Annotated in this window: 23 protein-coding genes; 22 read left to right on the top strand and 1 reads right to left on the bottom strand. The window is 46.0% G+C overall.

The window, feature by feature from the left end; translation table 11 throughout:
* Positions 1–48: 48 nt before the first annotated feature.
* The 21 genes from ssb to J2T20_RS09795 all read left to right on the top strand — a co-directional run bounded on the left by ssb (position 49) and on the right by J2T20_RS09795 (position 23601).
* Positions 49–558 (top strand): single-stranded DNA-binding protein, encoded by a 510-nt coding sequence (gene ssb, locus J2T20_RS09895; protein WP_307587887.1) that lies wholly within the window; start codon positions 49–51, stop codon positions 556–558.
* Positions 559–579: 21 nt separating this feature from the next.
* Positions 580–852, top strand: coding sequence for a 30S ribosomal protein S18 (rpsR, locus tag J2T20_RS09890; RefSeq protein WP_036651767.1), 273 nt, complete (start codon positions 580–582; stop codon positions 850–852).
* 160 nt (positions 853–1012) lie between these two features.
* The gene (locus J2T20_RS09885; protein ID WP_307587884.1) at positions 1013–1387 is read left to right on the top strand and encodes a VOC family protein; all 375 of its coding nucleotides are present in this window, start codon (positions 1013–1015) and stop codon (positions 1385–1387) included.
* Between the two features lie 450 nt (positions 1388–1837).
* Positions 1838–3787 (top strand): endonuclease MutS2, encoded by a 1950-nt coding sequence (locus tag J2T20_RS09880; RefSeq protein ID WP_373457784.1) that lies wholly within the window; start codon positions 1838–1840, stop codon positions 3785–3787.
* A 217-nt stretch (positions 3788–4004) separates the two neighbouring features.
* A complete protein-coding gene (opp4A, locus tag J2T20_RS09875) occupies positions 4005–5744 on the top strand; it encodes an oligopeptide ABC transporter substrate-binding protein (RefSeq protein ID WP_307587880.1) in 1740 nt (579 codons plus the stop codon).
* 124 nt (positions 5745–5868) lie between these two features.
* Positions 5869–6801: a D-alanyl-D-alanine carboxypeptidase family protein gene (locus J2T20_RS09870; protein WP_307587879.1), complete on the top strand. Its 933-nt coding sequence runs from the start codon at positions 5869–5871 to the stop codon at positions 6799–6801.
* A gap of 133 nt (positions 6802–6934) precedes the next feature.
* A complete protein-coding gene (locus tag J2T20_RS09865) occupies positions 6935–7963 on the top strand; it encodes an LCP family protein (RefSeq protein ID WP_307587878.1) in 1029 nt (342 codons plus the stop codon).
* Positions 7964–8155: 192 nt separating this feature from the next.
* Positions 8156–8581, top strand: a complete 426-nt coding sequence (locus J2T20_RS09860) for a CBS domain-containing protein (protein WP_307587877.1) — start codon at positions 8156–8158, stop codon at positions 8579–8581.
* 186 nt (positions 8582–8767) lie between these two features.
* A complete protein-coding gene (locus J2T20_RS09855) occupies positions 8768–9070 on the top strand; it encodes a MazG-like family protein (RefSeq protein ID WP_307587952.1) in 303 nt (100 codons plus the stop codon).
* A gap of 6 nt (positions 9071–9076) precedes the next feature.
* Entirely contained in the window at positions 9077–9973 is an 897-nt protein-coding gene (locus tag J2T20_RS09850) for a DUF2232 domain-containing protein (protein ID WP_307587876.1), read from the top strand.
* Between the two features lie 11 nt (positions 9974–9984).
* Complete coding sequence (locus J2T20_RS09845; protein ID WP_307587875.1) at positions 9985–12003, top strand: DHH family phosphoesterase; 2019 nt, start codon at positions 9985–9987, stop codon at positions 12001–12003.
* On the top strand, positions 12000–12446 hold the full coding sequence (gene rplI, locus J2T20_RS09840) for a 50S ribosomal protein L9 (RefSeq protein ID WP_307587874.1): 447 nt from the start codon (positions 12000–12002) through the stop codon (positions 12444–12446). Before J2T20_RS09845 ends, rplI begins: the two co-directional genes overlap by 4 nt.
* A 1-nt stretch (position 12447) precedes the next feature.
* Complete coding sequence (dnaB, locus tag J2T20_RS09835; RefSeq protein WP_307587873.1) at positions 12448–13809, top strand: replicative DNA helicase; 1362 nt, start codon at positions 12448–12450, stop codon at positions 13807–13809.
* Between the two features lie 217 nt (positions 13810–14026).
* Entirely contained in the window at positions 14027–15313 is a 1287-nt protein-coding gene (locus tag J2T20_RS09830; RefSeq protein WP_036651790.1) for an adenylosuccinate synthase, read from the top strand.
* A 176-nt stretch (positions 15314–15489) separates the two neighbouring features.
* A complete protein-coding gene (locus J2T20_RS09825) occupies positions 15490–16137 on the top strand; it encodes a hypothetical protein (RefSeq protein ID WP_307587871.1) in 648 nt (215 codons plus the stop codon).
* 300 nt (positions 16138–16437) lie between these two features.
* Positions 16438–17982, top strand: a complete 1545-nt coding sequence (locus J2T20_RS09820) for a M23 family metallopeptidase (protein WP_307587869.1) — start codon at positions 16438–16440, stop codon at positions 17980–17982.
* 146 nt (positions 17983–18128) lie between these two features.
* Positions 18129–18860, top strand: a complete 732-nt coding sequence (yycF, locus tag J2T20_RS09815; protein WP_307587867.1) for a response regulator YycF — start codon at positions 18129–18131, stop codon at positions 18858–18860.
* Positions 18860–20689, top strand: a complete 1830-nt coding sequence (gene walK, locus J2T20_RS09810) for a cell wall metabolism sensor histidine kinase WalK (protein WP_307587865.1) — start codon at positions 18860–18862, stop codon at positions 20687–20689. Before yycF ends, walK begins: the two co-directional genes overlap by 1 nt.
* Positions 20686–22011, top strand: coding sequence for a YycH family regulatory protein (locus tag J2T20_RS09805; RefSeq protein WP_307587863.1), 1326 nt, complete (start codon positions 20686–20688; stop codon positions 22009–22011). The genes walK and J2T20_RS09805 overlap by 4 nt, the downstream gene beginning before the upstream one ends.
* A 26-nt stretch (positions 22012–22037) precedes the next feature.
* Positions 22038–22778, top strand: coding sequence for a two-component system regulatory protein YycI (gene yycI / locus J2T20_RS09800; protein ID WP_307587861.1), 741 nt, complete (start codon positions 22038–22040; stop codon positions 22776–22778).
* 16 nt (positions 22779–22794) lie between these two features.
* Positions 22795–23601: an MBL fold metallo-hydrolase gene (locus J2T20_RS09795; RefSeq protein WP_307587859.1), complete on the top strand. Its 807-nt coding sequence runs from the start codon at positions 22795–22797 to the stop codon at positions 23599–23601.
* Here the strand turns inward: J2T20_RS09795 and J2T20_RS09790 are convergent.
* Complete coding sequence (locus J2T20_RS09790) at positions 23570–23776, bottom strand: hypothetical protein (protein WP_307587857.1); 207 nt, start codon at positions 23774–23776, stop codon at positions 23570–23572. The genes J2T20_RS09795 and J2T20_RS09790 overlap by 32 nt on opposite strands.
* Before the next feature lie 283 nt (positions 23777–24059).
* Here J2T20_RS09790 and J2T20_RS09785 point away from each other — a divergent pair, with 283 nt between their 5' ends.
* A complete protein-coding gene (locus tag J2T20_RS09785; protein WP_307587855.1) occupies positions 24060–25301 on the top strand; it encodes a S1C family serine protease in 1242 nt (413 codons plus the stop codon).
* Positions 25302–25513: the final 212 nt, after the last annotated feature.

Below are 25513 nucleotides of genomic sequence, written 5' to 3'. Positions count from 1 at the left end.
GATCTTGTAACGCTTTGTAACCAAAACGCTCAAAAGGAGGAGACCCTATTGTTGAACCGTATCATTCTGATTGGTCGGTTGACCCGTGACCCGGAACTTCGCTATACACCTCAAGGTGTGGCTGTAACGCAGTTTACGCTTGCCGTAGACCGTCAGTTCGCAACTCAAGGCGGCGAACGCGAGGCGGACTTCATCCCGGTAGTTACCTGGAGACAGCTGGCGGAAACCTGTGCCAATTATTTGCGCAAAGGCCGACTGACAGCAGTAGAAGGACGTATCCAAGTTCGGAATTACGAGAATAACGAAGGTAAACGTGTATACGTCACTGAAGTTATTGCTGATAATGTCCGTTTCCTGGAATCTACGCAGAACCGTGAAGGTGGAAATGCTTCAAGTGGTGGTAGTGCTCCAGAAGAGCCTTCCTTCGGTGGTGGCGGCGGCAACAGTGGACGTGGAAATAGCAACAACAATTTCTCACGTAACACCAACAATAATCAAGATCCTTTTTCGGGCGATGGAAAACCGATCGATATATCGGACGATGATTTGCCATTTTAATAAGGAAGGACTGAACAGAACATGGCTTTTAAACCAAGAGAAGGCGCTGACAACGACAAAAGACCGGCACGTCGTGGTGGACGCAACAAGCGTAAGAAAGTTTGCTTTTTCACTGTGAACAAAATTACTCACATTGATTATAAAGATACTGAGCTTCTTAAGAAGTTCATCAGCGAACGCGGAAAGATTTTGCCGCGTCGTGTAACAGGAACTAGTGCAAAATATCAACGTGCTCTGACAATCGCTGTTAAGCGCTCGCGTCAAATCGCGCTGCTGCCTTACACAACGGAATAGGATGCTCGTCAAGACAGCCGGGAAGCCGGCTGTCTTTTTATTTGCTCAAATAAGCATCGAAATGCCCCAATGGGGTTCTTTTGCACGTCCGGAGTAAATTTAATATAATAACGGGGTGTACGTTGATGATGTTAGTATTAGACTACTAGGAGGCGTAAGGATGTTAAGTGCAAGTCCCTATATTGTTGTAGATCAAGTACAGGAATCCATTGAATATTACCAAAGTGTTTTTGGTGGAGAAATTAAGATATTAAATGAACATAACGGGAAATTGCTTAATGCTGAGTTACATATTGGACAGACGCTGATTCACTTTGCCGATCCGTTCGGCAGAACACCCAAGGGTGAGAATGTAAGGCTTATTATGCAATTGGATAACGAGGAAGAAACCAAAAAGATCTATGAACAACTGATTGCGGACGGCGGTCAGGTGATCATTGAACTGCAGAATACATTCTTCGGGGCTCTGCATGGACAAGTTGCGGATCAAATGAACGGTATAATATGGGTGCTGAATTGCTTTGTATCTGTTTGACGTCAGCATAGGAATGTAGTAAATTACAAGTATCCTATAACTGAAGGGGAAATTTTGATGTTGGTGGCCGTTCTTAACTAAGCAATTTCATATCACCTTAAAGTAATTGTAGAGGACTCATTTTTTTGGGCGACAATATATGCCTTGTTTGAGTCTGTTTCACTACGAAGTCTAATTACTTGAAGGGTGGATGATTAGTTAAGAACACGCGAAGCGTCAAATGGCCTCTTTACGGCTGTTTCTCTTTGTGATAAACCGTGCTCTTGCAGCACGGTTTTTTCTGTTTTCAGGTACCCGGGGGCAAACGTTCAGGGAAGACTTGAAAAGACAAGAGAAACACCTAACAAATGAGGGCGAAGACTGCCATAGTGGCGTTCTTTGCCCTTTTTTTGTGCTATCGGGAGATTGCGGTTGTTGATTACAGGAAGAGAGCTAAAGGAGGAAATAATGATGAATTCACAAAGTTTACGTACCCTTGAATACGAACAAATTAAAGAGGACTTGGCGCGTTATGCCGTATCTTATGCCGGGAAAGAGCATATTAGCAATTTACAACCTATGACATACCTGACATCCATACACAGAGCAATGGAAGAGACGGCGGAGGCTAAGGAACTGCTTGAAAAGGGATCCAGTATCCCGCTCCCTTCCCTGGAAGGGATTGAATGGATCATGTCGCTGATGGGAACAGGATATCTCTATAATGAGCAGGATTTCACGGCAGTGGGTACTTTTCTAAATAGCTGCACCCAGCTCCGTAAATACATGGCCTCCAAGGAACAAACCGCGCCACGGATCGGGGCCTATGCTTCCTCACTACTGGAGCTGAGTCATGTGAAAGATGAGATTACCCGCTGTATTCGCTTCGGATCTATTGATGACGGGGCCAGTAAGGGGTTGGAGAAGGTTCGCAAGAGGCTGAACGTAGCCAAAGAGCGGCTCCATAAGAAGATTGAAGGTGTCATGTCGCGGCATCAGTCCATTCTACAGGAGAATATCTACAGCATGCGGAATGGACGCTACGTAATTCCTGTGAAACGGGAATATCATAAGCAGGTCAAGGGTTCGGTGCTCGATCAATCTACAAGTGGGCAAACGGTGTTCATAGAGCCGGATGAGGTTGCTGCCTTACAAGGAGAATTGGATTTGTTGCTGGCTGATGAAGCCCGGGAGGAAGCGATCATCTTAGGCCGACTAACCGATCTGGTCGAGCAGGAAGGGGTATCCCTGCGGCTTAACATCGAGGTGACGGGTACGTATGATTTTATATTTGCCAAAGCGAAGTATGCCCGTACTCTTGGTGCCACAGCGGTTAAGTTAAATGAAAGGGGATTTATGCGGATGATTGGGGGGAGACACCCCATGCTGCAAGGAATGATACCGATCAGTCTGGAATTTGGAAAAGGATATAAATCCCTCATTGTAACCGGGCCTAACACCGGTGGAAAGACTGTGGTCCTCAAAACACTCGGTATCCTGACCCTGATGGCTCAATCTGGAATGCTTATTCCCGTGGAGGAAGGCAGTGAATTTACCGTTTTCTCTGATGTAATGAGTGTTATCGGTGACGGTCAGAGCTTAACTCAGTCACTGAGTACTTTTTCAGCACAGATGAAGAGTATTGAGGAAATGCTGCGCGGCGCCGGCAAGGGTGTGCTGCTGCTCATTGATGAATTGGCCGCCGGGACGGACCCTGGTGAAGGTATAGCCCTATCTACCGCTCTTCTGGAGGAACTCAGCCGCAGAGGTGCGAATATTATTGTCACTACGCATTTTAATGAGTTAAAAGCCTTCGCGGCTGGCACACCGGGATTTCAAAATGCTCGAATGGAGTTTGATAAGGATACTCTGCAGCCTTTATACCGGTTGACCATTGGTGAAGCGGGAGAGAGCTACGCACTGCAAATTGCTGAGAAGCTGGGTATTGATCTGTCAGTTATTGAGCGCTCGAAGCAAATTGTAAAGGAACAGCGTGTGGAGCAGGGGTATCGGGATGCTCATATGCAGCGACAACAACTGAAAGTGCAAAGAGACCCAACAGATATAGGAATTGATGTTGAAGTTCAAGCCGATCATGTCGATGAGAAAGAGCAGGATGGGAAGGCGCTGCCGCAGTCTTTTGAGATTGGGGATGCTGTATACGTCAGCTCATTGGGGAGAACCGGAATTGTTTTTGAGAAAAGAAACAGTCTGGGTATGGTGGGTGTCATGATTCAGAAGCAAAAAATGTCCATCAACCATAAGCGCCTTAAACCGTATATTTCCAAAGATGAGCTGTACCCGGACGATTATGATTTCGATATTATTTTTGAGAGCAAGGAGAATCGGAAGAAAAAGAAGCTGATGCAGCGGAAATATGTAGAGGGACTAAGTATTGTTTATGATGGAGATAACAGCTGAACAACCCAAATAATATTCAGGAGAGTCTGTCCATGTGGCAGGCTCTTTTTTAGGATATGCAATATTTTACAAATTGTAGGATGTCAAAATTTTTGTTAAGGTTAATATTTATTCCACTCATAGGATAAAAAATATATTCAATTTACCATTGGTTTATTATAGTAACTATAGGAAGTATCACTAGTTAGATTGATCAGTAACGGAAGGGAAGGAACACATGAACAATAAGATAAGAAGTGGAGCCATGCTGATGTTACTCTGGGCGCTGCTGCTGTCGGCATGTTCCGGAGCTGCAACCCCTGGGAATTCGGCAGGTGGAGACGGGGCTCCCGGAATGACAGATTCTGAGGGAAACGCTCAACCGAAGGCTGGCGGAATCATTACTTATGGTTACTCCTCCCCGTTTCAGGGATTGTTCGAGCCTGCTTTTTACGAAGGGGATGATGATCTTTACGCACTGGAATTCACTACGGAATCTATGTTTGCTGTAAAAGATGATCTAACCACAGTACCTAACATTGCGACTTGGCAGGAATCCGAGGATCACATAACATTCACTTTCAAAATCAAACCGGGTGTTCGTTGGCATAATGGGGATGAATTGACGGTGGAGGATTGGAAATTTGCCCTTGAAGTGATCGCAAGTCCTGATTATACCGGGCCGCGTTATTATAGTGTGGAAATGATTCAGGGCGTAGAGGCTTACCATACAGGGAAAGCTACAACCATTAGCGGGTTAACCGTAATTGATCCTTATACCTTAAGAATTACAGTAACTTCAGCGCGCGTGAATACCATTGATAACCTATGGTCTTACCCAATGAACAAAAAATATTATACGGGCATACCCGTTAAAGAAATGGAAGACAGCAACCAGATGAGGGTCAATCCTATCGGGATCGGGCCTTTTAAGATCACTAGCATCAAGCCTGGTGAATACGTTGAGATGAAGCGTTTTGACGATTATTACAAGGGGAAGCCTCTGCTTGACGGAGTACTCTACAAGGTGTTCGATGATAAACAAATCGTAGAGCTCTTTAAACAAGGCGTGATTGATATAGAGGATGCTCCCCGTGATGCCTATAAGCAGCTTAAGAATCTTGATAATGTGAACCTGCTGCAGACCCCCGAGTTGTCATATGAATATATAGGCTTCAAATTCGGATCTTGGAATAATAAAGAGGAAGTAATTAAGATGGACAACCCCAAATTTGCCGATAAAAGATTACGCCAGGCGATGTATTATGCGCTTGACCGGGCCAGTCTAATTAAAAATTACTCTTACGGCTTGGGTAAACTTGTAGAGACCCCGATCCCCGGGACAAGCTGGGCGAAGATTCCTGAAGACCAAATTAATCAATACCCTTATAATCCAGATAAAGCTAAAGAATTGCTCAATGAAGCGGGCTATATCGATATCGACAAAGACGGTTTTCGCGAAGATCCTAAAGGGAAGCCCTTCGTGATTAACTATGACGGTATGATAGGCAGCACCATGGCAGAGTCACGTACAGAGGCTATTCTACAGAACTGGCGAGAAGTGGGGCTGGATGTAAGACTGAATGGAGGAACCTTGAAGGAACTAAATCCTTTCTATGATGCTGTGGAGAGCGACGATCCCACTATAGAGTTGTTTAACGGAGTATGGGGATTAGCAAGCGACCCCGATCCATCCGGACTCTGGAGAAAGGACGATCCGTGGAATTACCCGCGTTGGTCCTCTGAAAGAAATGAAGAGTTGATTCGAGCCGGTGTGAGCATGAAGTCATACGATAAGGAATACCGCAAGCAAGTATATTATGACTGGCAGAAATATATTAACGAGGAAGTGCCGATGATTTTTGTTGCTGAGCGCGAGTCTATCATCCCTGTGAATAAACGTCTTCAAGGGGTTCATGTTAATTCTATGAGTGCTATTATTGAACCTGCAAAATGGTGGATTAAGGATGTGGATTAGAAGAGGTTTCTTCAGTACCTTTTATGGTGATAGGACTTATATAAGGGAAAAATAATTTAATTTTTCGGAAAATGAAATCAAAACGCTGTTTCATTCGTCATATATAATATGGGGGAATTATTTGATGAATAGACGGAATGTAATTTGGGGTTCAGCAGCACTGTTGATCGCAACCCTGTTCATAGTTTACAAGTCGGGCGTATTTGATTTTAAACCTAATATTAAGTCTAGCGCTGCAGTTCTGATGGATATGAATACCGGTCATATTTGGATGGATGTGAATGGGGATGCCTCTATGCCTCCAGCCAGTATGTCTAAGATGATGACCGAGTTAATTGTACTCGACCGTATATCCGAGGGTAAAAGCCGCTGGGAAGAGAGAGTTCCAATTAGTTTATATGCCAGCAGTGTTGGCGGTGTAACGCTGTCTCTCAATCGCGGCGAATCGTACACGTTGCGTGAACTCTTTCAAGGAATAGCTGTATATTCAGCGAATGATGCTGCTGTAGCCCTGGCAGAGCACATAGCCGGTTCGGAGAACTCTTTTGTAGTAATGATGAATAATAAAGCCCGTAGTCTGGGCTTGTCCCCAAGGTCTGTATTCGCGAATGCTTCGGGACTTTCGGGTAAAGATTTAGGTCCGAATCGCCCACCAGGGTATGGTAACGGAGAAACTATGCTGACGGCTAAGGACACAGCTACGCTCGCAATGTCTCTAATCCGAACCCATCCCGAAGTCCTCAACACCTCCAGTCTGACTCAAATGAAACTAACGGGCAAAGGCCTGTATGTAAGCAATATGAATTCTATGCTTCCTGAGATGGGCGGTGCGTATGCCTATGAAGGAAATGACGGGTTAAAAACAGGATTTGACAGCCGAACCGGCTACTGCTTTGCAGGAACTGCACACCGGGACGGGCAACGCTTGATAGCAGTAGTGATGGGCGCGGAAACTAGCCAGGAGCGGTTTCAAGAGACAGCCAGGCTGTTCGATTACGGATTTTATTTAAGTATGTCTTGGGAATCAAGAATCAAACACATACTGTACAAATTGTAATTATGAATAGATATGTAGCAATCTCCGCTGTCGATTTTTGTTGTTTCTTTTTATTTTAGTGATTACAATATAAATATTGTTTATCGTCGCCAGCCATTATTTTTTATTTTAGAATAAAGAAGGAATTAATCCAATGAAAAAAATGAAAAAAAGATACATTGCCCTTATAGTTGTTCTGCTGATTGCAGCAGGAGCTTTTCTATTCCGCAAGCCGCTGACTGTGCTGGCCTTTGATTTGTTCTTGTCAGACCAAGTCAAGGCGACGCTGGAAAAGGAATCTTACGTGCCGCTGGTCAACGAGAACAATTCAATTAAACCCGAACCGATTGTTTACAAAAATGAGCCCTTTTCTCTAATGTTGTTGGGTACGGATCAGCGTGATAAAGAAACGGCGCGTTCGGATACAATGATTTATGCTGTTGTCCGTCCAGAGGATGCTAAGGTCCTGCTGATCTCGATTCCGCGGGATACGTACACAGAGATTATCGGACATGATGACAATAAGAAGGATAAAATCACTCATGCCTATGCCTTCGGCGGCCAACAAATGGCTAAAGATACGCTCGAAGCCCTTCTCGGTCATGATATTGAGTATTACGCCACCATTAATTTTCAAGGGTTGAAGGATGTAGTAGATGCGATTGGCGGTGTTCCGCTACCTATTAAGAAAGACATAGTCAATAAGGGCAAGGATCACGAAAAGTTTACGATTATCGGCGGGAAATCAAGCTATAACGGTGTAGATGCTTTAAACTACGTAAGATACCGTGAGGATAGCGATTTCAACCGCACGAAGCGACAACAGGTATTTCTTGATGTAGCCGCGAATAAGATGTTATCATTCAATCAAATTGGAAATATCTCATCACTGCTAGATATCATGGGTGAAAACTTCAAGACAGACATGCAGCCTTCTATGATTATTAGTCTGGCCAAAAAAATCATGGGTGGTAAAGAGATGGATATCTCCAGCTTTACGGTAATGGGAGATGGCACCCGTATTGACGGGGTATTCTATGATATCGTTAATGAAGAGGATTTGAGTAATGCCAAGCTGTTGATTGATAACTGGATGAACGCAGGAACACCTATCGATCAGCTTATTGAGCCCGGAAAAGCAGGCGACGCACTAGAGCCTACATCAACGCCGTTGGCACAATAGTACGGTTCAATCGTATAATAAAGAATGCCATCTGCAGCAGCGTGGGGAATGTTACCGCTGCTGCTTGTTGTCTGTATGGTATAATATTCTGGAACTGTTTATTAATCTCTACGTATAACAACAAAGGCTCTTATGGTTAGAGTAAGGTAAGGAACGGAAATTCCTTCGTAACTCTTTGGGGAGGATCAAGACATGAATATTGCATTTTTTCTACTTCCTAAACAGGAAGTAACCTGTGTTACCCTCGATTCAACGCTGCGGCAGACGCTGGAGCGGATGGAGTATCATCGTTACACCGCGGTTCCAATTCTTAATCGGAATGGTGAGTATGCAGGTACAGTAACTGAGGGCGATTTACTCTGGTATATGAAAGACTCAAATGGGAAGGTTACTTTTGAGACCGCTTCTAAGTTTCTGCTAAAGGATGTGCCGCTGAGAATGAATAATAAGCCGGTATCGATTGATGCGGATATGGAAGATTTGATTAATTTGGCAAAGGTCCAAAACTTTGTCCCTGTCGTTGATGATATGAATCGGTTCATAGGTATTGTGCGCCGGAGTCAAATCATTGAATATTGTGAGAGATTTGTTTCACGGCAATCCATGGAATCAATATAATTATTTTGATGATGGAAACAGAAGTAAAGCAAACCCAGGCCTGTATTTCCGGCAATAACGGAATGCGGGTCTTTTTTGAAAAAAAGAGGGGCTCTATGCTGTCGGGGGGCGCTTGCACCTGAGCAAAAATTTTATGCTATAATGGAGAATAAAGCTTTTTGCCGGAGGTAGAGAACCGTGTCAAATGTGCCGAAGGAACTAGATGTTGCCAAACGAGCCAAGGTTATTGAGTGGCTGAAAACGGAAGTTATTGATCAAGTATCCCGATTATTTAAGGCTTTATGGGAGGGCAGTACCGCCCGAGTGGGTGACAGCTTGGCCAGTTTGATGATGAGCTCTTATATTCTTGGGAGAAGACTTGGGATTCCCTATCGTGAGCTTGACGATTTACTGCTAGAGAAGCTTAGAAAACACAAGCAGGAAGGCCACCAATTGGAAGAATCATACAAAGATATATCTGCGTTAGAAGAACATATGCGTAAGAGGTGAATACTGTTGAAATTTCGTTGGACGTCCGTGGTATGGAGTGTTGCTTACCTGCTCCTGCTTCTATCCTTGTCAACCCCATTGCTTATTATCACAACTCTGTTTCTGGTCATTCCACCGGTAGTGCTGTTTACAACCTTGAACACACGGCAATTCATTTTGCATATCCTTCCGGTATGGCTCATTGTTGGCCTTATTTCGCCTGTGTACGTATTGATGGCAGTGTATCTGTTGGTTCCGGCGCTGGTGATGGGCCGATGGTACAGAAAACGTGATTCGGCGCAATCCACTGTAATCGCGGGTATGCTGGCCATCCTCTGCCAATTTCTGCTGTTGCTACTCCTCGGTAAGACTGTATTTAATTTCGATCTTTACAATTATGTGAATGAAGTATTAGAGGTAACTCCCTTGATTGGTATGGGCATGGGAGACTTAGGCTGGACTTCAGAGGAAATTCAGAAGCTTAGTGTCATGACCATCCAGATGATTCCAATGACGCTGATCATTAGTTCAGCTATGATTGCTGTTATAACTCACTCTATTGTCCGTCCAATTCTGAACAGTATGAACTATGCGGTGCCGAAGATGAAACCATTACGGGACTGGAGACTTCCAAGATCATTTATTTGGTACTATCTGGTCGGTTTTATTGTTCTTATGATCTTCTCCGGCTCAGATAACAGCTACATGTTAATGATTTCTGCTAACCTGCTGCCGTTATTACAGCTTGGATTCAAGATTCAAGCAATTGGATTTTTCTTTTTTGTAGCGCATGAACGGAAATGGAACAAGGTATTCCCGATCTTGCTGGCGATTCCGATTGTCTTACTGCCATCGCTATGGATTATCGGTATTATTGATCTGGTATTTCCGCTGCGCGCGCGTGTCACGAAATCGAAACGATAGGGTGAGAGTTCATGCCTAAATTTCTACAAAGGCGCTGGCACGGCTATCACACCGTATGGGCGTTTATGCTGTTGCTTGTGCTTATTATAGTTATCAGCATTTATAACTGGGTTCTTGGCGTGACCAGCTTGTTTCTAGCAGGTACCTTCTGCTTCACTATGTTGAAAACGGAAATTTCCTTCCGGCGCAGCCTTGTGGAATATATAAATGGCCTGTCTTTTCGTATCAAACGGGTAGAGGGCGAAGCGGTTAGTATGCTGCCGCTAGGCATTATCCTCTACAGTGAGGATCGAACGGTCGAATGGAATAATCGTCATGCAGGTGATATCTTCTCTCGGAAATCACTGGTAGGTGAATCACTCCAGGAAATACTGCCCGAAGTGATCTCCTCCTTCCAAGGGACTGCACCGACGAAAAGGGAATTAAATAAGGATTCCGTAAAGGACCTTTCTTTAAAGGATCAAAGGGTAGAAATTACAGTAGATGAGCGCCACTATCAAGCTGTAGTGATTCCCAGTGAACGACTCCTATATCTGTATGATATTACAGAGCTTGTGGTGCTGCGTGAACGGTACGAGGAAGAGAAGCTGGCTCTGGGTATTCTTCTAATGGACAATCTCGATGAATCGGCCCAGGGGATGGATGATCAGCAGCGCACTTCGCTAATTGCCAAAGTAACGAGTGAGATTACTGATTGGGCCAAGCAATTCGATGTTTACTTACGCCGGTTATCCTCGGAGCGCTACCTAATGATGCTCAACCACCGCAATTTACAGGCTCTGGAAGAGAGCCGCTTTGTTATTCTCGATGAAGTGCGGGAGATGACCGCCAACCTTAAAGTTCCAATGACGCTGAGTATTGGACTGGCATTTGGGGCCGAATCTGCTAGTGAGCTGGGTGCTTTGGCACAGTCGAGTCTAGATATGGCTCTTGGCCGTGGCGGCGATCAGGCGGCAGTTAAAGCCGGTCAGCGGCTGTCCTTCTACGGCGGCAAGAGCAATGCTGCGGAGAAGCGAACCCGGGTTAGAGCACGCGTTATTGCACATGCACTTCGCGATTTAATGCAGGAGAGTGATCGGGTGCTTATTATGGGGCATCGGACTCCCGATATTGATTCGGTGGGTGCTGCAATCGGATTATTAAAAGCTGCACAAATGTACAATGTAGAAGCAAATATCGTGATGGAAGGTCCTAATCCTTCCATCACCCGGATGATTGACGAGATCCGAAAGGATGATGAACTGTACAAGTCCTTCATTCCGACGGAGCAAGCCCTGCAAATTATGACCGAGCATACTCTCCTGATTGTTGTGGACACTCATAAGGCCTCTATGACTATGGAGCCTCGGCTTGTTCAATACGCCAGTCGGATTGTAGTGGTGGATCATCATCGCAGAGGCGAGGAATTCATCAACGATGCCGTATTGGTCTATCTGGAGCCTTATGCATCATCCACCTGTGAGCTTGTTACGGAGCTGCTGCAATATATTCACGAGAAGGTAAAGCTCACTCCGTTGGAGGCGACAATGCTGCTCGCCGGCATTACTGTAGATACGAAGCAGTTCGCGCTGCACACCGGATCAAGAACGTTTGAAGCAGCCGGCTTTCTACGGCGGATTGGTGCGGATACGATTTTAATTCAGCGGATGTTGAAGGAGGATTTACAGGAGTATCTCTCCAAAGCTGAAATTATCAAGCATGCCCGTATGGTATATGATCATATTGCACTGTGTGTTACGGCCCCCGGAATGAAAATTCCGCAGCTGTTGATTGCACAGACCGCAGACACGCTGCTGGGAATGACGAATGTTTTTGCTTCGTTTGTGATCAGTGAGCGGCCGGATGGCTTGATAGGTATTAGTGCTAGGTCCCTGGGGCGAATGAATGTCCAGGTGGTTATGGAGAAGCTGGGCGGCGGAGGGCATTTGTCAAACGCGGCGGTGCAGCTGGAGGGAACTGGCAAGGAAGCAGAAGCCAGACTGCTGAGTGTGCTGGCCGAAATTGAATCGAAAGAGGGGCTATTCGAATGAAGGTCATTTTTATGAAAGATGTTAAAGGGCAAGGCAAGAAAGGTCAGGTTAAAGAGGTATCTGAAGGATATGCAGCTAATTTCCTACTGCCGCGAGGTTTGGTACGTCCAGCAACTGACGGTAATGTAAAGACGTTGGAGAATCAGGCTGCAGCCGAACAACGTAAAAAGGATAACGAGAAGGAAGAAGCACAGAAGCTTGCTAACCAATTGAACGAGCTAACCCTGAGCATGAAGGCAAAAGCCGGTGAGGGCGGCCGTTTATTTGGAGCTATTACGAGCAAACAAATTGCTGAGACCTTGGCTTCAGTACAAGGAATTGTTATTGATAAAAGAAAAATTGAACTAAGTGAGCCGATTCGCCATCTGGGTGTAATTCAAGTCATTGTGAAGCTGCATACCGAAGTAAAGGCTACGCTTAAGGTTCAGGTAACGGAGGAGTAGTATGGGTGGGGATCTCTTTTTCGATCGGGTTCCACCGCAAAATCTGGAGGCAGAGCAGGCGGTAATCGGTGCAGTTCTTTTGCAGGACGAAGCGTTAATCACCGCCATGGAGCGTGTGAATACCGAAGACTTCTACGATAAGCCGCATCAACTGATTTTTGAGGCGATGGTTCAGCTCGGAGAAGAGAGCCAGCCGATAGATCTGGTTACGCTGACGTCCAGACTGCAGGATAAAGGTCAGTTGGAAGAAATTGGTGGAGTGAGCTATTTAGCGAAGCTGGCGCATGCAGTGCCTACAGCAGCAAATGTAGAATATTACGCGCAGATTATTGAGGAAAAAGCCATGCTGCGGAGGCTGATCCGCACAGCAACACAGATTGTAAGCGAAGGTTACACAGGCGGCGAAGATGTCGGGAATATGCTGAGTGATGCTGAACGCCGGATTTTGGAAATATCTAACCGGAGAAGCGGTAGTGGATTTATTAACATCCGTGATGTATTAATGCAGGTATTTGATCGTGTGGAGCTGCTTCATCAGAACAAAGGGGGAACCTCCGGGATCCCTACGGGCTTTGCAGATTTGGATAAGATGACGAATGGTTTTCAACGCAATGATCTTATCATTGTAGCAGCGCGTCCTTCGGTGGGTAAAACGGCCTTTGCGCTCAATATCGCTCAGAATGTAGGGGTGAGAGCCAAGGAAACCGTAGCTATATTCAGTCTGGAAATGTCCGCTCCTCAGCTAGTACAGCGGATGATTTGTGCCGAAGCTAATCTGGACGCTAACATTATGCGTACCGGCGATTTCAAAAGTGATGATGATTGGTCAAAACTAACGATGGGCATTCAATCCTTATCTGAATCGGAGATTTACATTGACGATACGCCTGGTATTACCGTTACAGATATTCGGGCCAAATGCCGCCGGCTTAAGAAAGAGAAAGGGCTAGGCATGATCGTCATTGACTATTTGCAGCTCATTCAGGGCCGAGGCAAAGGTGGAGAGAACCGTCAGCAGGAGGTTTCTGAAATCTCCCGTACGCTTAAGCAGATTGCCCGTGAGCTTGATGTCCCGGTTATTGCCTTGTCACAGCTTAGCCGTGGAGTTGAGCAGCGTCAGGATAAACGTCCAATGATGAGTGACTTGCGTGAATCGGGTTCGATTGAGCAGGATGCCGATATCGTAGCCTTCCTGTATCGGGATGATTACTACGATAAGGAATCTGAAAAGAAAAATATTATTGAAATTATCCTTGCTAAACAACGTAACGGTCCCGTGGGGACGGTCGAGTTGGTGTTTTTGAAAAATTTCAACAAGTTCGTTAACTACGAGCGGGCACATGCCGAACCATTTGCTGGTTAAGCTAATAAATGACGATTTCCGAACGATTGCACATTTGACTGTGTAATCGTTCGTTTTTATTTGACTTTGAAAATAACGGCTGTTACACTGGTAATTGTGCTTTAGCGGGGTAAAACTTGCTGGCGTCCGGGGGGCTGCGTACATAAGTGTGACGTAAAGAGCCCATATTATGAAAAATAATGGTGCTTTAGCTAGCACCTACGGAGGAATGAATAATATGTCAACGGTTGTCGTGGTGGGAACACAATGGGGAGACGAAGGCAAAGGTAAAATCACTGACTTTCTGGCAGAGAGCGCAGATGTGGTCGCCCGTTATCAAGGGGGGAACAATGCCGGTCACACGATTCTGATTGACGGTAAGAAGTATAAGCTCAGCCTGATTCCATCAGGCGTATTTTATAAAGAGAAAACCTGTGTAATCGGTAATGGTATGGTTATTAATCCGGCTGCCCTAATCCAAGAAATCAATTATATCCATGAGAATGGATTTGATACGAAGAACCTGGTAATCAGCGACCGAGCTCATGTCATTATGCCTTATCATATGCTGCTTGATGCTCTGGAAGAGGATCGTAAAGGTCCGAACAAGATTGGTACGACACGTAAAGGTATTGGCCCTTGTTATATGGATAAAGCTGCACGTAACGGTATCCGTATTTCGGATCTGATGGATGCAGAAGAGTTCGAACTTAGACTTCGTCATCTGATGGAAGAGAAGAATCAAGTAATTACTCAGGTGTATGGTGCGGAAGCGCTGGATGTTGAGGAAATTCTTACGCAGTATCTGGAATATGCAGAAGTATTGCGTGATTATGTGACAGATACATCGGTTGTATTGAATGACGCAATTGATGCAGACGCAAGAGTATTGTTTGAAGGTGCGCAAGGGGTTATGCTGGATATTGACCAAGGAACATACCCGTTCGTAACTTCATCCAACCCATCTGCCGGCGGTGTGTGCATCGGATCTGGTGTGGGTCCTTCCAAGATCAAACAGGTTATCGGAGTAGCTAAGGCCTACACCACCCGCGTGGGTGACGGTCCTTTCCCTACAGAATTGAATGATGAGATTGGTGATTACATTCGTGAGACAGGACATGAGTATGGTACTGTAACAGGACGTGCCCGTCGTGTAGGCTGGTTCGACAGTGTTGTTGTGCGTCATGCCCGCCGTGTCAGCGGTATTACCGGTCTATCCCTGAACTCTCTGGATGTACTGAGCGGATTGGAAACCGTGAAGATTTGCACAGGCTATAAATTCCGCGGAGAGATCATCACTACTTACCCGGCAAGCCTTAAAAAGCTGGCTGAATGTGAAGCGGTATATGAGGAGCTGCCAGGTTGGAGCGAGGATATCACATCCGCAAAAACTTTGGAGGATCTACCGGAGAACACTCGTAAATACGTAGAACGTGTATCCGAGTTAACAGGCATTCCAATCGCTATTTTCTCCGTAGGACGTAACCGTGAACAGACAAATCAAGTAATGCCAATGTACGTATAATATCTTTTGGATGATTGAAGAGGCCCATCGGGGTCTCTTTTTTTTGCATAAATAAGCAGACTTACTATATTCAGAGGTTTCCCGGAGTCAGTAACGGTCAATACTAGGATAGTGGATAGCAACGGTATTCGCTGCTCTTATCTATGGACAAGAACCGACGCAAGGGAGAGATGAAGATGAAGGTCCTAAAACGTGCGCTTGGGGTGCTCCTAATTACCGTATTGGCGAGCAGTCTTTCAGTATTAACGACAGGGATAGTAGTGAATGCATATATTCAGTCGGTGCTGAGAAGCTTCGATATTAAGCTAGATAACCCGGTATCTGGAATTAGCGAGATGGTTAAGAGCCTCGCAGGGATGAACAACAATAGTAATGAGACTGAGAATACAGAAGGCAATCAGGCGGGCAGCGGATCGACCCCAACAGATACATCGGATCCGAAGGACGGAAGCGTATCAAAGACCGCCGAGGATGATATCCCAACACCAGAGGATGCACTCCCTGTTATGGGGCAGGTTCAGCAGGATTCGGAGACATCGGGGAGCGAGAGTGAAGATGCACTTGATCAACAGCTGGTTATGACGCCAGAAGCTATGAATGACCTAAAGAACAATTTGCCCTCTGGAGAAAAGGTGAATATATTTAATATTCTTATGACTAAGGTGCCTCAGGAGGAAATGCAAAAAATTTCTACAGCGATGGAGAATGGATTAACGGAGGATGAAGTGACAGAGATCCAGGAGGTCATCTCCAAGTATGTAGATAAAGAGGAATACGAAGACCTTATGAAAATGCTTACACCTACGCCCAGCACGAATCCCTGAAATTAAAAAGAGTCATACTTTTGACACCTTGGGTGGAAAAAATTGATACAAAATGGAAAAAAACCCGCATTTTTAGCGGGTTTTTTTCCATTAACAAAGTTGAAACTTTTCGCTCAAGTATGTTAAAGTAAACAAGGATCGCAATGGGTTAAAATTTTGTAACCTTTTTGTTATCTATGACAGCACAGATTCTTATACTAATTGATACAGAATTTATTTGCAGCAGACTATATATACGGGGTCGTAATACAAGCTTATCCGGTGCAACTGGCGAATAAGCAAGCTGAAAGGGAGAGTTTCATGAAGGGATTTAAGTTTACGCGCGGGATGGGGAAACTGCGGAACAGCCAAACGGCGGTGGCAGAATCCAGCGTGAAAGATCAGCAGGACAGTGTGACCGCAAAGGTGGACGGGATTGCAGGAAACTTAGGCTTGCGGCGGAACTGGCTTTTGGCAACAGCAGGGATCGTACTTATCACCACCTTTTTAGTAGGCGCAGGGAAACAGTATGTAGGGGCGAATACAGAACCCTATTATCGAGTATTGGTGCAAGGGCAAGAGATTGGGACGTTGAGCGACAAGACCACACTGGATCAGTTATTCGCAAAAAAACAGCAGGAGTATCAGGCGAAATACCCTGGCACTGAGATGATCCTCCAGACGGAAGGCATTACTACTGAGGTTGAAAAAGCCTACAAACCAGAGATTAACAACGAAGCCACGTTAGCTAAGCTGGATGGTATGCTGAAAGCTTATGCTGTTGGCGTACAACTGATGGTAGACGGTAAAGTAGTAGGTGTTGTAAAGGATCAGGAGACGGCCACTGCAGTATTAAATAAGGTGAAGCAGCATTACATACCTGGACAGACCGCTGAGGTCGCCGGGGCTAAACTAATGAAAACTGCAGCAAGCACCAAGAGTGTAGCAATTGCGACACCGTTATCCCAAAAGGTAGAGGCGGCCAACATTCGTGAAGATGTATCCCTTCTGCCCATAAAGGCGGATCCAAACAAAATATTAGATTTAAATGAAGCCGTCAAGCTGCTGACAGAAGGCGTAGAGGCTCCTCTGCTCTATACTGTTCAGGAGGGTGATACCATTTCCGGGATTGCCAATCGTTTCGAGATCACACAGAAGGAAATATTCAAAAACAACCCAACTGTGAAAGAATTGACGCTGCAAATCGGGGACCAGCTTCAGCTATCCGTACCCCAGCCTGCAATTACCGTAGTAACGGTGGAGCAGGTATCAGAGAAGGTCATTACTGAACCGGAAGTAATTGTACGTAAAAGTGACCAGTTGGCAGCCGGTAAGAGCAAGGTTGTCCGTCCAGGTCAGACCGGTGTAAAAGAAATGCAATACCGTCTTACAAAGGAGAATGGTCTGGTCGTTCAAGAGGAATGGCTGGGTCAAACGGTTGTGAAGGCTTCGCTTCCGGAAGTCGTCTATCGGGGAACTAAAATTGTAGGTGAAGGTTCGGGTATGTTCAACTGGCCCGTATCTGGCGCTAGGATCTCAAGCAGCTTCGGCGAACGTTGGGGTCGGGCACATAAAGGTGTGGATTTAGTATCAGGCAATCGTACGATTATGGCTGCTGATGCCGGCACAGTGTCTTTCGCAGGTGTTCAGAGCGGCTACGGCAACGTAGTCATCATTAATCATCGTAATGGATACGAGACGTATTACGGTCACTTGAGCAAAATCTCTGTGAGTCAGGGTCAAAGGCTGGAGCAAGGGGCAAAGATTGGGGTAATGGGCAACACCGGACGATCTACCGGGACCCATCTTCATTTTGAAATCCGTAAGAATGGCTCGGCAGCCAATCCAATGAAATACTTGCGATAATTCATTTTTTATACCTACTACCGTCCGGATCCTATCTGGGCGGTTTCTTTTTTTGGAAACTTCCGAACTAGGGTGTGACACCCTGATAGGTATGGTAAAATAAAAGGAACAATGAACTAGTAAAGATAGAAAGGTGAAGCAAAGACATGCAGATGGGGACCATTTTGGTAGTGGACGATGAACAGCCTATTGCCGATATTTTAAAATTCAATTTGGAAAAAGAGGGCTACGAGGTGATCTGCGCGTTTGATGGGAATAGCGCGGTAGAGCTTGCTCTGTCCAAACGGCCCGACCTAATGCTGCTTGATCTGATGCTGCCGGGTAAGGACGGGATGGATGTATGCCGCGAGGTACGTGCAGCTCATCTGGATATTCCTATTATTATGCTTACTGCTAAGGATGGAGAAATTGATAAGGTGCTGGGACTGGAGCTGGGTGCTGATGATTACGTAACCAAGCCGTTCAGTACGCGGGAGCTGCTTGCCCGGGTAAAAGCACAGATGCGGCGGCAGCATAAGCCGTCCCCTGCGGAAACCCAAAGCGAACCTGCGGAGAGTAAACAGGGAACTCATCATTTCGACTTATTTATAGATACGGATATGTACATGGTATACAAAGACGGGGAACCTCTGGATCTGACGCATCGTGAGTATGAGCTGCTTTATTATATGATTCGACATGCGGGCAAGGTAATGACTCGGGAGCATTTGCTGCAGGCTGTATGGGGATTTGAATATTTCGGTGATGTGCGGACCGTGGATGTAACGATTCGGCGGTTGCGGGAGAAAATCGAGGAGAATCCGAGCAAGCCTGAATATATTTTTACGCGGCGCGGACTCGGGTATTTGATGCATAGTCCCAAAAGCGGAGGGCTGTGATGAAACGGTTGTCCTTTTTTCGGACGATTCAGGCCAAGCTTATTATTATTTACGTGCTGCTTATTCTGATTGCCATGCAGTTGATTGGCGTTTATTTTGTTAGCTCCATGAAGAACTCTTTAACGGAGAATTTCACGAAGGATTTGAAAGCAAGGGCCGAGATGCTCTCTATTCTGACGGCAGACAAGTTCAGTAGTGACACAGTAACGTCCGATGATGAGAGTTCTGTAGACAGCCTGCGCGGAATGGTTAACAATTTGTATATTAACGGTGCCGAGATTCAAGTACTGGATGCCAGCGGCAAAATCATTACAACCTCCGTTCCCTCGCAGAGCGACTATGTGGGACAACGCAATACACAAACGGTGGTCAGCCGTGCACTGCAGGGTATCAGTGATAATGAGGAGTATATTATCGGCGACGATAATGTACGGAAGAAGGTTGTAGCCAAGCCTGTAGTCTCTGGTGGCAAAATAGTAGGCGCTATTTATATCGCTGCCGACATGAAGGACCTGTATGCTACGATGAGCCGGATTAATAGTGTGTTTATTTCCGGGCTGCTGCTGGCACTAGTACTTACGGCTGTACTAGGGGTTATTCTGGCGCATACGATCACCCAACCTATCAAAGAAATGACCCGCCACGCCACGGCAGTTGCAGAAGGACGTTTTAATCGCAAAATGCCGGTGTTCGGCAATGATGAAATCGGTCAGCTAAGCCAGGCGTTCAATTATATGACCGGAAGACTGCGCGAGGCGCTCTCGCAGAACGAGGAAGAGAAGGAGAAATTGGCTTCTATTCTGACGAATATGAGCGACGGTGTTGTAGCGACAGATGAACGGGGTATTGTTATTCTAATGAACCGCCGTGCTGCGCTTATGCTGGGGGAAGAAGGGCCGTTACCGGAAGGGGCACCGCTGGAAGTGCTGCTTGGACTAGATGCTGAGCAAGCCGGAGCTTTGTCCGGAGTCAGTGCCCAATCGTCGTTACTGAGACTTTCTCATCAGGATCATGAGGATCCCAATATTGTACGTGTGACTTTCACACCGATACACCGCCGGGAAGGCGGAATAGCGGGTACCATTGCCGTACTCCAGGACGTTACTGATCAGGAGAATCTGGAGGAATCGCGCCGTGAGTTCGTTGCTAACGTTTCCCATGAACTACGCACACCGCTAACGACTATCAAAAGCTATGCAGAGGCGCTGGATGACGGGGCACTGGATGATCCGCAGCTGGCTGCACGTTTTGTAGGAGTTATCCGCAATGAAACAGAACGGATGATACGTCTGGTTACGGATCTTCTGCATCTGTCGCGGCTCGATTCCAAGGAAGCAAGGCTGCGGATGCAGCATACTGATATTGCAGAGATGCTGGAGGATGTGGCAGACCGCTTCTCTTTTCAAATTCGTCAGAAACGTATTGATATCAGCACGAGAGTCCGCCGCGGAATCTCCAATGCATGGCTTGACCGTGATCAAATCGACCAAGTGCTCGGCAATCTAGTCTCCAATGCGCTGAAGTACACACCGGAAGGCGGTACGATAGAGCTTGAAGCCTGCCGCAATGAGGAAGGCATGCTGGCCATTTCCGTCCGGGACTCCGGAATAGGAATCCCTAAGAAGGACATTGAACGAATATTTGAACGCTTCTACCGTGTCGATAAGGCACGTTCACGGAATATGGGCGGAACCGGACTTGGGCTGTCCATTGCCCGGGAAATTGTGAAGGCGCACGGAGGTTCGATTTCTCTGCAATCTGAATTGGACCAAGGCTCTAAGGTAACCTTTACCCTGCCTCTGGACGAGCAAAGGAGGGGGCAAGCGTGAAGGAAAGAATAAAATCATGGATCCTTGCCCTGCTGGTGCTTAGCAGTCTTATTGAGAGTTATTATTTGATCTATCGTCTGCCGGGCAGTGATACAGCAGTACTCTCGAAGAATTTGTATGTGAAGACCGATAATATGGGCCCGGAAGAGAAAGTCGAAAATTTGCTATACCCTGACAAAATGATTATTCATTTGGGGGACAGCAAGCACACTCTTTTTTACCCCAGCTCGACTTTCTATAACCTAATTCTGAATCGGCTGAAGGGGCGCGGATTTGAAAGCTTCCAACGGCGATCCGTGCAGGACTTTGATTGGTCCAAGCTTCGGAGCGAGAATCCCGGCATTGAGCTGAGCTACGGCGCAGGTATTCCGGTGACGTTGCTGCAAAGGGTAATGCAGCTGTCACCCGATTCTCTGTTCGCTGGGGAAAGTATTGACCGGATATGGATCTATAACCTTAAGAATGACTCGAAGGCGCATGCCCTCTTTTTTAGTACCAGAGGAGATATCGTGTATGAAGCGGCAAAAGCGGATCTTACCGTACAGGATGTACAGCAGCATGTAGACTTCGGCAAGAATTGGACACCTTATACGACAGTTAACGGTGATTACTATGTACCAGACAGTAATGTATCCATAGTGGAAGCGGAAATCCCTTCGGATATGTATACCATCGAACAAATGCAGAGAAACCTTTTCTTCGATGCAGGGAGCACCCGGTATATCCGTGAAAAAGACGGCTCGGAAATATATACAGATAGCAAGCGAAGCCTGCAGGTGGATCAGGAACAAAAATGGATGAGCTACAGTGATCCTACCGCTCTGCCTGTGGGGGAGAGCACACCTGCCAAGGATGTCCTTGAAGCTGTAGATTTCGTTAACAAGCATGGTGGTTGGAGCGGGAGTTACCGGCTTGCGGCTGCTAAAGAAACCTCAATGGATCAGTTGGCGGCAGCTGAAGAGGGGACCCAAGAAAGGCTGATTTCCTTTCAGCAGTATTATGGTTCCTACCCTTACGGCTCCTATCCCATCATGAACAAGCCGCTGCTTCAGTACGGGGTTATAAATCTGGATCTGCAGCAAGGAACGGTATCTTCTTATGAAAGATCTTTGATGTATGTGGATGAATCCAAGGCTATCAAAAAAATCGTCGAGCTATCAGGCGGAGAAGTGTTGAAGAACCAGCTGGTTCAAATCGGAAAGGCGTCCTCCGTGAAGGATTTGGCACCAGCCTATGTCCCCGGGATACAGGGTGACAAGCTGCAACTACATCCGGTATGGAAGGTTACGCTCAGTGATGGGACGGTACTTACACTGAATTAGGATATTCAATATGAGGGGGATGGGGTATGGATTGGGGAAGAGCTAAAAATGTGCTGATCTACGCTTTCTTGCTGCTAAATCTGCTGCTGTGCTATCAGCTGTGGATGGATCTGCGGGATCAGGTCAGTGCCAATCTAGATTTCACCTCCCTCTCTGAAGAAACTCAACAAATTATGGAGCAAAAAGGGATTCGCGTACTTTGTCCCATCCCGGCGGCCACTCCTCAACTGCCCGATATTACCTATCGTTATTCAGGAGGGGAGCAGGATCAGAAGCCTGTGGAGCTGAAACAGCCGATAGACAGCAAGCTTATGTATTCCTCTTTCTCGGAGTTAAGCAATCTGCTCGAGAGCGAGATTCCGGACATCGCGAGCTATGAACTTGATGCTCAGGAAACCGAGGTCGGGAAATTTGTTCTCCACCCGCTTGTCCAGAAACAGTGGCCGTTGTTCCGAGTAAGTCTGGAGTTGATGAGCAGCAATCAGAAGATTGTGGCTTACCGAAGACCCCAGATCGAAATTGGGCCGAGCAGCAACCAAGAGGTTCAGAAGGTGCTTCCGGCTTCCCAGGCGCTCAGCAGTTTAATAGAAAAGTATTTTGCACCGGATACGGTAGTGAAAGATATTGAGCTCGGTTATTACGGTGAATTGTTCAACTCCGAGAGCCAAGTGGCGGCCCCGATGTGGCGCTTCGTGCTGGAGAATGGAAAGTCGTATTATGTACATGGCATCAGTGCGGACATAATCAGTCCGAAGACAACAGAGTAGAAGGAGTAGGGGCTTTATGGGGATTTCATTTACAGTACTGTCCAGCGGATCTACCGGCAACGTTACTGTAGTACGCAATGGCGAGACTACTCTAATGATAGATGCAGGACTTAGCGCGAAAAGAATTGATGAATTGCTTAGCATGCGAGAGGTAACAGGCGAGGAAATTGACGGCATTTTGGTAACACATGAGCACTCAGACCATATTAAAGGACTGGGCGCAATGGCGCGCAAGTACGACCTTCCGATCTATGCCAACACCAATACTTGGGGGGCTATTGAAAAAGGAATCGGAAAGATACAGGAGCACAATAAAATCATTCTGGAGACCGGTCAGCACCGTGACTTTGGCAGTATGCGTGTAGAGTCTTTTGCCATTTCTCATGATGCTGCAGAGCCGGTTGGTTATAATTTTTATGATGGTAAGGAGAAGCTGTGCGTAGCTACGGACTTGGGTTATGTGAGTGAAAAGGTGAAGCTGGCTATATCCGATGCAGATGTACTTGTATTAGAGGCTAATCATGATATTGAGCTGCTGCGAATGGGGAGATATCCATGGAATACCAAACGGCGTATCCTGGGAGATATGGGGCATTTATCGAATGATGCTGCGGGAGCTGCTCTAAGTGAGATTCTTACCGGACGTACAAAAAGGACCTATTTGGCCCATTTAAGCAGAGATCACAATATGATGGATTTGGCTAGAATGTCGGTTCGCGGTGCTATGGAGGATTTAGGGTGCTTCTTCAAAGACAGTGAATTTAAATTGTGCGATACGTATTATGACCGTCCTACGCCATGGGATAAGGTGAGCGAGTCATAAGCTCGTCCAACTCGGCAGCCTTACGCTCAAGTTCTTGACGGGAGATCATTTCTTTCTCGATAAGCAGTTCAACCAGGGCGCTGACAGTAAGCATTATGTGGTAGTGTTCGTCTTTTAAGTCACCTAGCTTGCCAATAAATTGGACCAGATCCATGCTTGTTGAAAATGAATCCATAGAATATCCTCCCTTAAAATGTTTATCAAAAGCTTTCCATAAATATGCAGAGATTTTACATTAGAAAACCAACGTCCCGGCTTCGGCCTGTGATACAATCATAAGAGAAACCTGACTTTTAACGGTAGGCACATCGACGCTTAAGAATTATTTGATTTCTACTATTGTAGTCTTATAAGACATTAAATATTCCACTATATTGAAAGAATATGAGAGTTGCGGAGTGAAACCTTTTAGTACTTTGAGGAGTCTAAAAGAGTGATAGAGGGGAGAGGATTTCAAGGTGGGACTGTTTGATGATGATTTCTATTCAACCAAAGTATCTCGGCGCAGAGAGCGTAAAGCATTGAAGCCATCTTCAACCCGCGGCTGGCCGGTAAGGAAACCGCGCCTGAGTCTGTCAACTCTTCAAATTTCTGCGATCAGCTCTTTGATCAGTGCAGTAGTTGCAGTGCTCTTATTCAGTTTAGTATCAGGTCAACTGGGGCACGAAACCACAGCTACGCCTGCAATGATACAGAATGTTACACCGAGCAGCGGTGATCCGTATGATCGAATTATTCAGGCAGCTGCAATGGTTCGCCCGGCAGTGGTCAGCATAATTAATCACAAAGAGGATAATAAGGAGCTTAATATCCTTAATGAGTCGGCACTCGGGTCCGGTGTTATCTATAAAAAAACAGATGCCAAGGCATTCATTATTACGAATAACCATGTTATTGACGGCGCGGGCAAGCTTGAAGTCGTTACGGTTGACGGTGAGACTCGACCGGCCACCCTTGTGGGTACAGATCGGGTAAGTGATATCGCGGTGCTTTCCATTGATGCCGAAGGTATCCATACGGTGGCACAGATCGGCGACTCCTCCAAGCTTCGCCTGGGAGAGACGGTCATAGCTATTGGCAATCCCTTGGGTCTGGGCGACACGCTTACGTCCGGCATTGTCAGTTATACTGAGCGAAAGATCCCGGTATCCCTGAACCAGGATGGTGTTTATGACTGGGAGCAAGAAGTCATTCAGACAGATGCAGCTATCAATGAAGGTAATAGCGGCGGTGCTCTAGTGGATTTGAACGGTCAGGTCATCGGTATAAATACAATGAAAATTTCAGATACTGGTGTAGAGGGATTGGGATTTGCTATTCCGGCCAACCATGTGCTCAAAACGGCAAATGAGCTAGCGGAGAAAGGGCGGATTGCCCGATCCTATCTGGGTGTATATTCGGTTGATTTGAATAATCCCTATATACCACTAGCTGAAGAACAACTGGAGAAATTAAACCTTCCGGATAGCATTAAGGACGGAGCGGTTGTACTGGATGTGGTTGGGCCGGCTAAAGAGGCAGGCCTGAAGTTCAATGATGTAATTACCAAGTTCAATAGCGAGCCGATTACATCAACACTATCTCTGCGTAAATATTTATATGATAATACGGAGATTGGGGCCCAGCTGAAGATTACGTTTTACCGTAATGGAATCATGAAAGAAGTCTCCGTAACTCTCCAAGAAAAACCACAGGAATAAAATAAATCAGGGCAGCATATACTGATATAGCAGTAATATAATTGGGCTGATAACCCTTACATTGGGAAGTCAGCCTTATATGGGGAGAAACGGAGAAATACGGATAGGACATCTTGCCTTTGGTTCTTAGGTGTGGTAATATGATAATACTCATACAGCTGATGAATAATTTTCTTATTGAAAAGGGCTGTTATTTCAAATAAAACCCTTTT

The sequence above is a fragment of the Paenibacillus wynnii genome (assembly GCF_030812855.1).
GTDB lineage: Bacteria > Bacillota > Bacilli > Paenibacillales > Paenibacillaceae > Paenibacillus_AQ > Paenibacillus_AQ wynnii_A.
This window is presented reverse-complemented; position numbering and strand designations above follow the sequence as displayed.

What these genes read in the sequence shown, in the direction of transcription:
- J2T20_RS09860 (WP_307587877.1), top strand. Translation starts at nt 8,156, where the DNA reads ATGAATATTGCATTTTTTCTACTTCCTAAACAGGAAGTAACCTGTGTT.
- J2T20_RS09870 (WP_307587879.1), top strand. Translation starts at nt 5,869, where the DNA reads ATGAATAGACGGAATGTAATTTGGGGTTCAGCAGCACTGTTGATCGCA.
- walK (WP_307587865.1), top strand. Translation starts at nt 18,860, where the DNA reads ATGAAACGGTTGTCCTTTTTTCGGACGATTCAGGCCAAGCTTATTATT.
- J2T20_RS09845 (WP_307587875.1), top strand. Translation starts at nt 9,985, where the DNA reads ATGCCTAAATTTCTACAAAGGCGCTGGCACGGCTATCACACCGTATGG.
- J2T20_RS09865 (WP_307587878.1), top strand. Translation starts at nt 6,935, where the DNA reads ATGAAAAAAATGAAAAAAAGATACATTGCCCTTATAGTTGTTCTGCTG.
- J2T20_RS09880 (WP_373457784.1), top strand. Translation starts at nt 1,838, where the DNA reads ATGAATTCACAAAGTTTACGTACCCTTGAATACGAACAAATTAAAGAG.
- J2T20_RS09820 (WP_307587869.1), top strand. Translation starts at nt 16,438, where the DNA reads ATGAAGGGATTTAAGTTTACGCGCGGGATGGGGAAACTGCGGAACAGC.
- yycI (WP_307587861.1), top strand. Translation starts at nt 22,038, where the DNA reads ATGGATTGGGGAAGAGCTAAAAATGTGCTGATCTACGCTTTCTTGCTG.
- J2T20_RS09825 (WP_307587871.1), top strand. Translation starts at nt 15,490, where the DNA reads ATGAAGGTCCTAAAACGTGCGCTTGGGGTGCTCCTAATTACCGTATTG.
- J2T20_RS09885 (WP_307587884.1), top strand. Translation starts at nt 1,013, where the DNA reads ATGTTAAGTGCAAGTCCCTATATTGTTGTAGATCAAGTACAGGAATCC.
- J2T20_RS09830 (WP_036651790.1), top strand. Translation starts at nt 14,027, where the DNA reads ATGTCAACGGTTGTCGTGGTGGGAACACAATGGGGAGACGAAGGCAAA.
- rplI (WP_307587874.1), top strand. Translation starts at nt 12,000, where the DNA reads ATGAAGGTCATTTTTATGAAAGATGTTAAAGGGCAAGGCAAGAAAGGT.
- dnaB (WP_307587873.1), top strand. Translation starts at nt 12,448, where the DNA reads ATGGGTGGGGATCTCTTTTTCGATCGGGTTCCACCGCAAAATCTGGAG.
- J2T20_RS09790 (WP_307587857.1), bottom strand. Translation starts at nt 23,776, where the DNA reads ATGGATTCATTTTCAACAAGCATGGATCTGGTCCAATTTATTGGCAAG.
- yycF (WP_307587867.1), top strand. Translation starts at nt 18,129, where the DNA reads ATGCAGATGGGGACCATTTTGGTAGTGGACGATGAACAGCCTATTGCC.
- J2T20_RS09795 (WP_307587859.1), top strand. Translation starts at nt 22,795, where the DNA reads ATGGGGATTTCATTTACAGTACTGTCCAGCGGATCTACCGGCAACGTT.
- rpsR (WP_036651767.1), top strand. Translation starts at nt 580, where the DNA reads ATGGCTTTTAAACCAAGAGAAGGCGCTGACAACGACAAAAGACCGGCA.
- opp4A (WP_307587880.1), top strand. Translation starts at nt 4,005, where the DNA reads ATGAACAATAAGATAAGAAGTGGAGCCATGCTGATGTTACTCTGGGCG.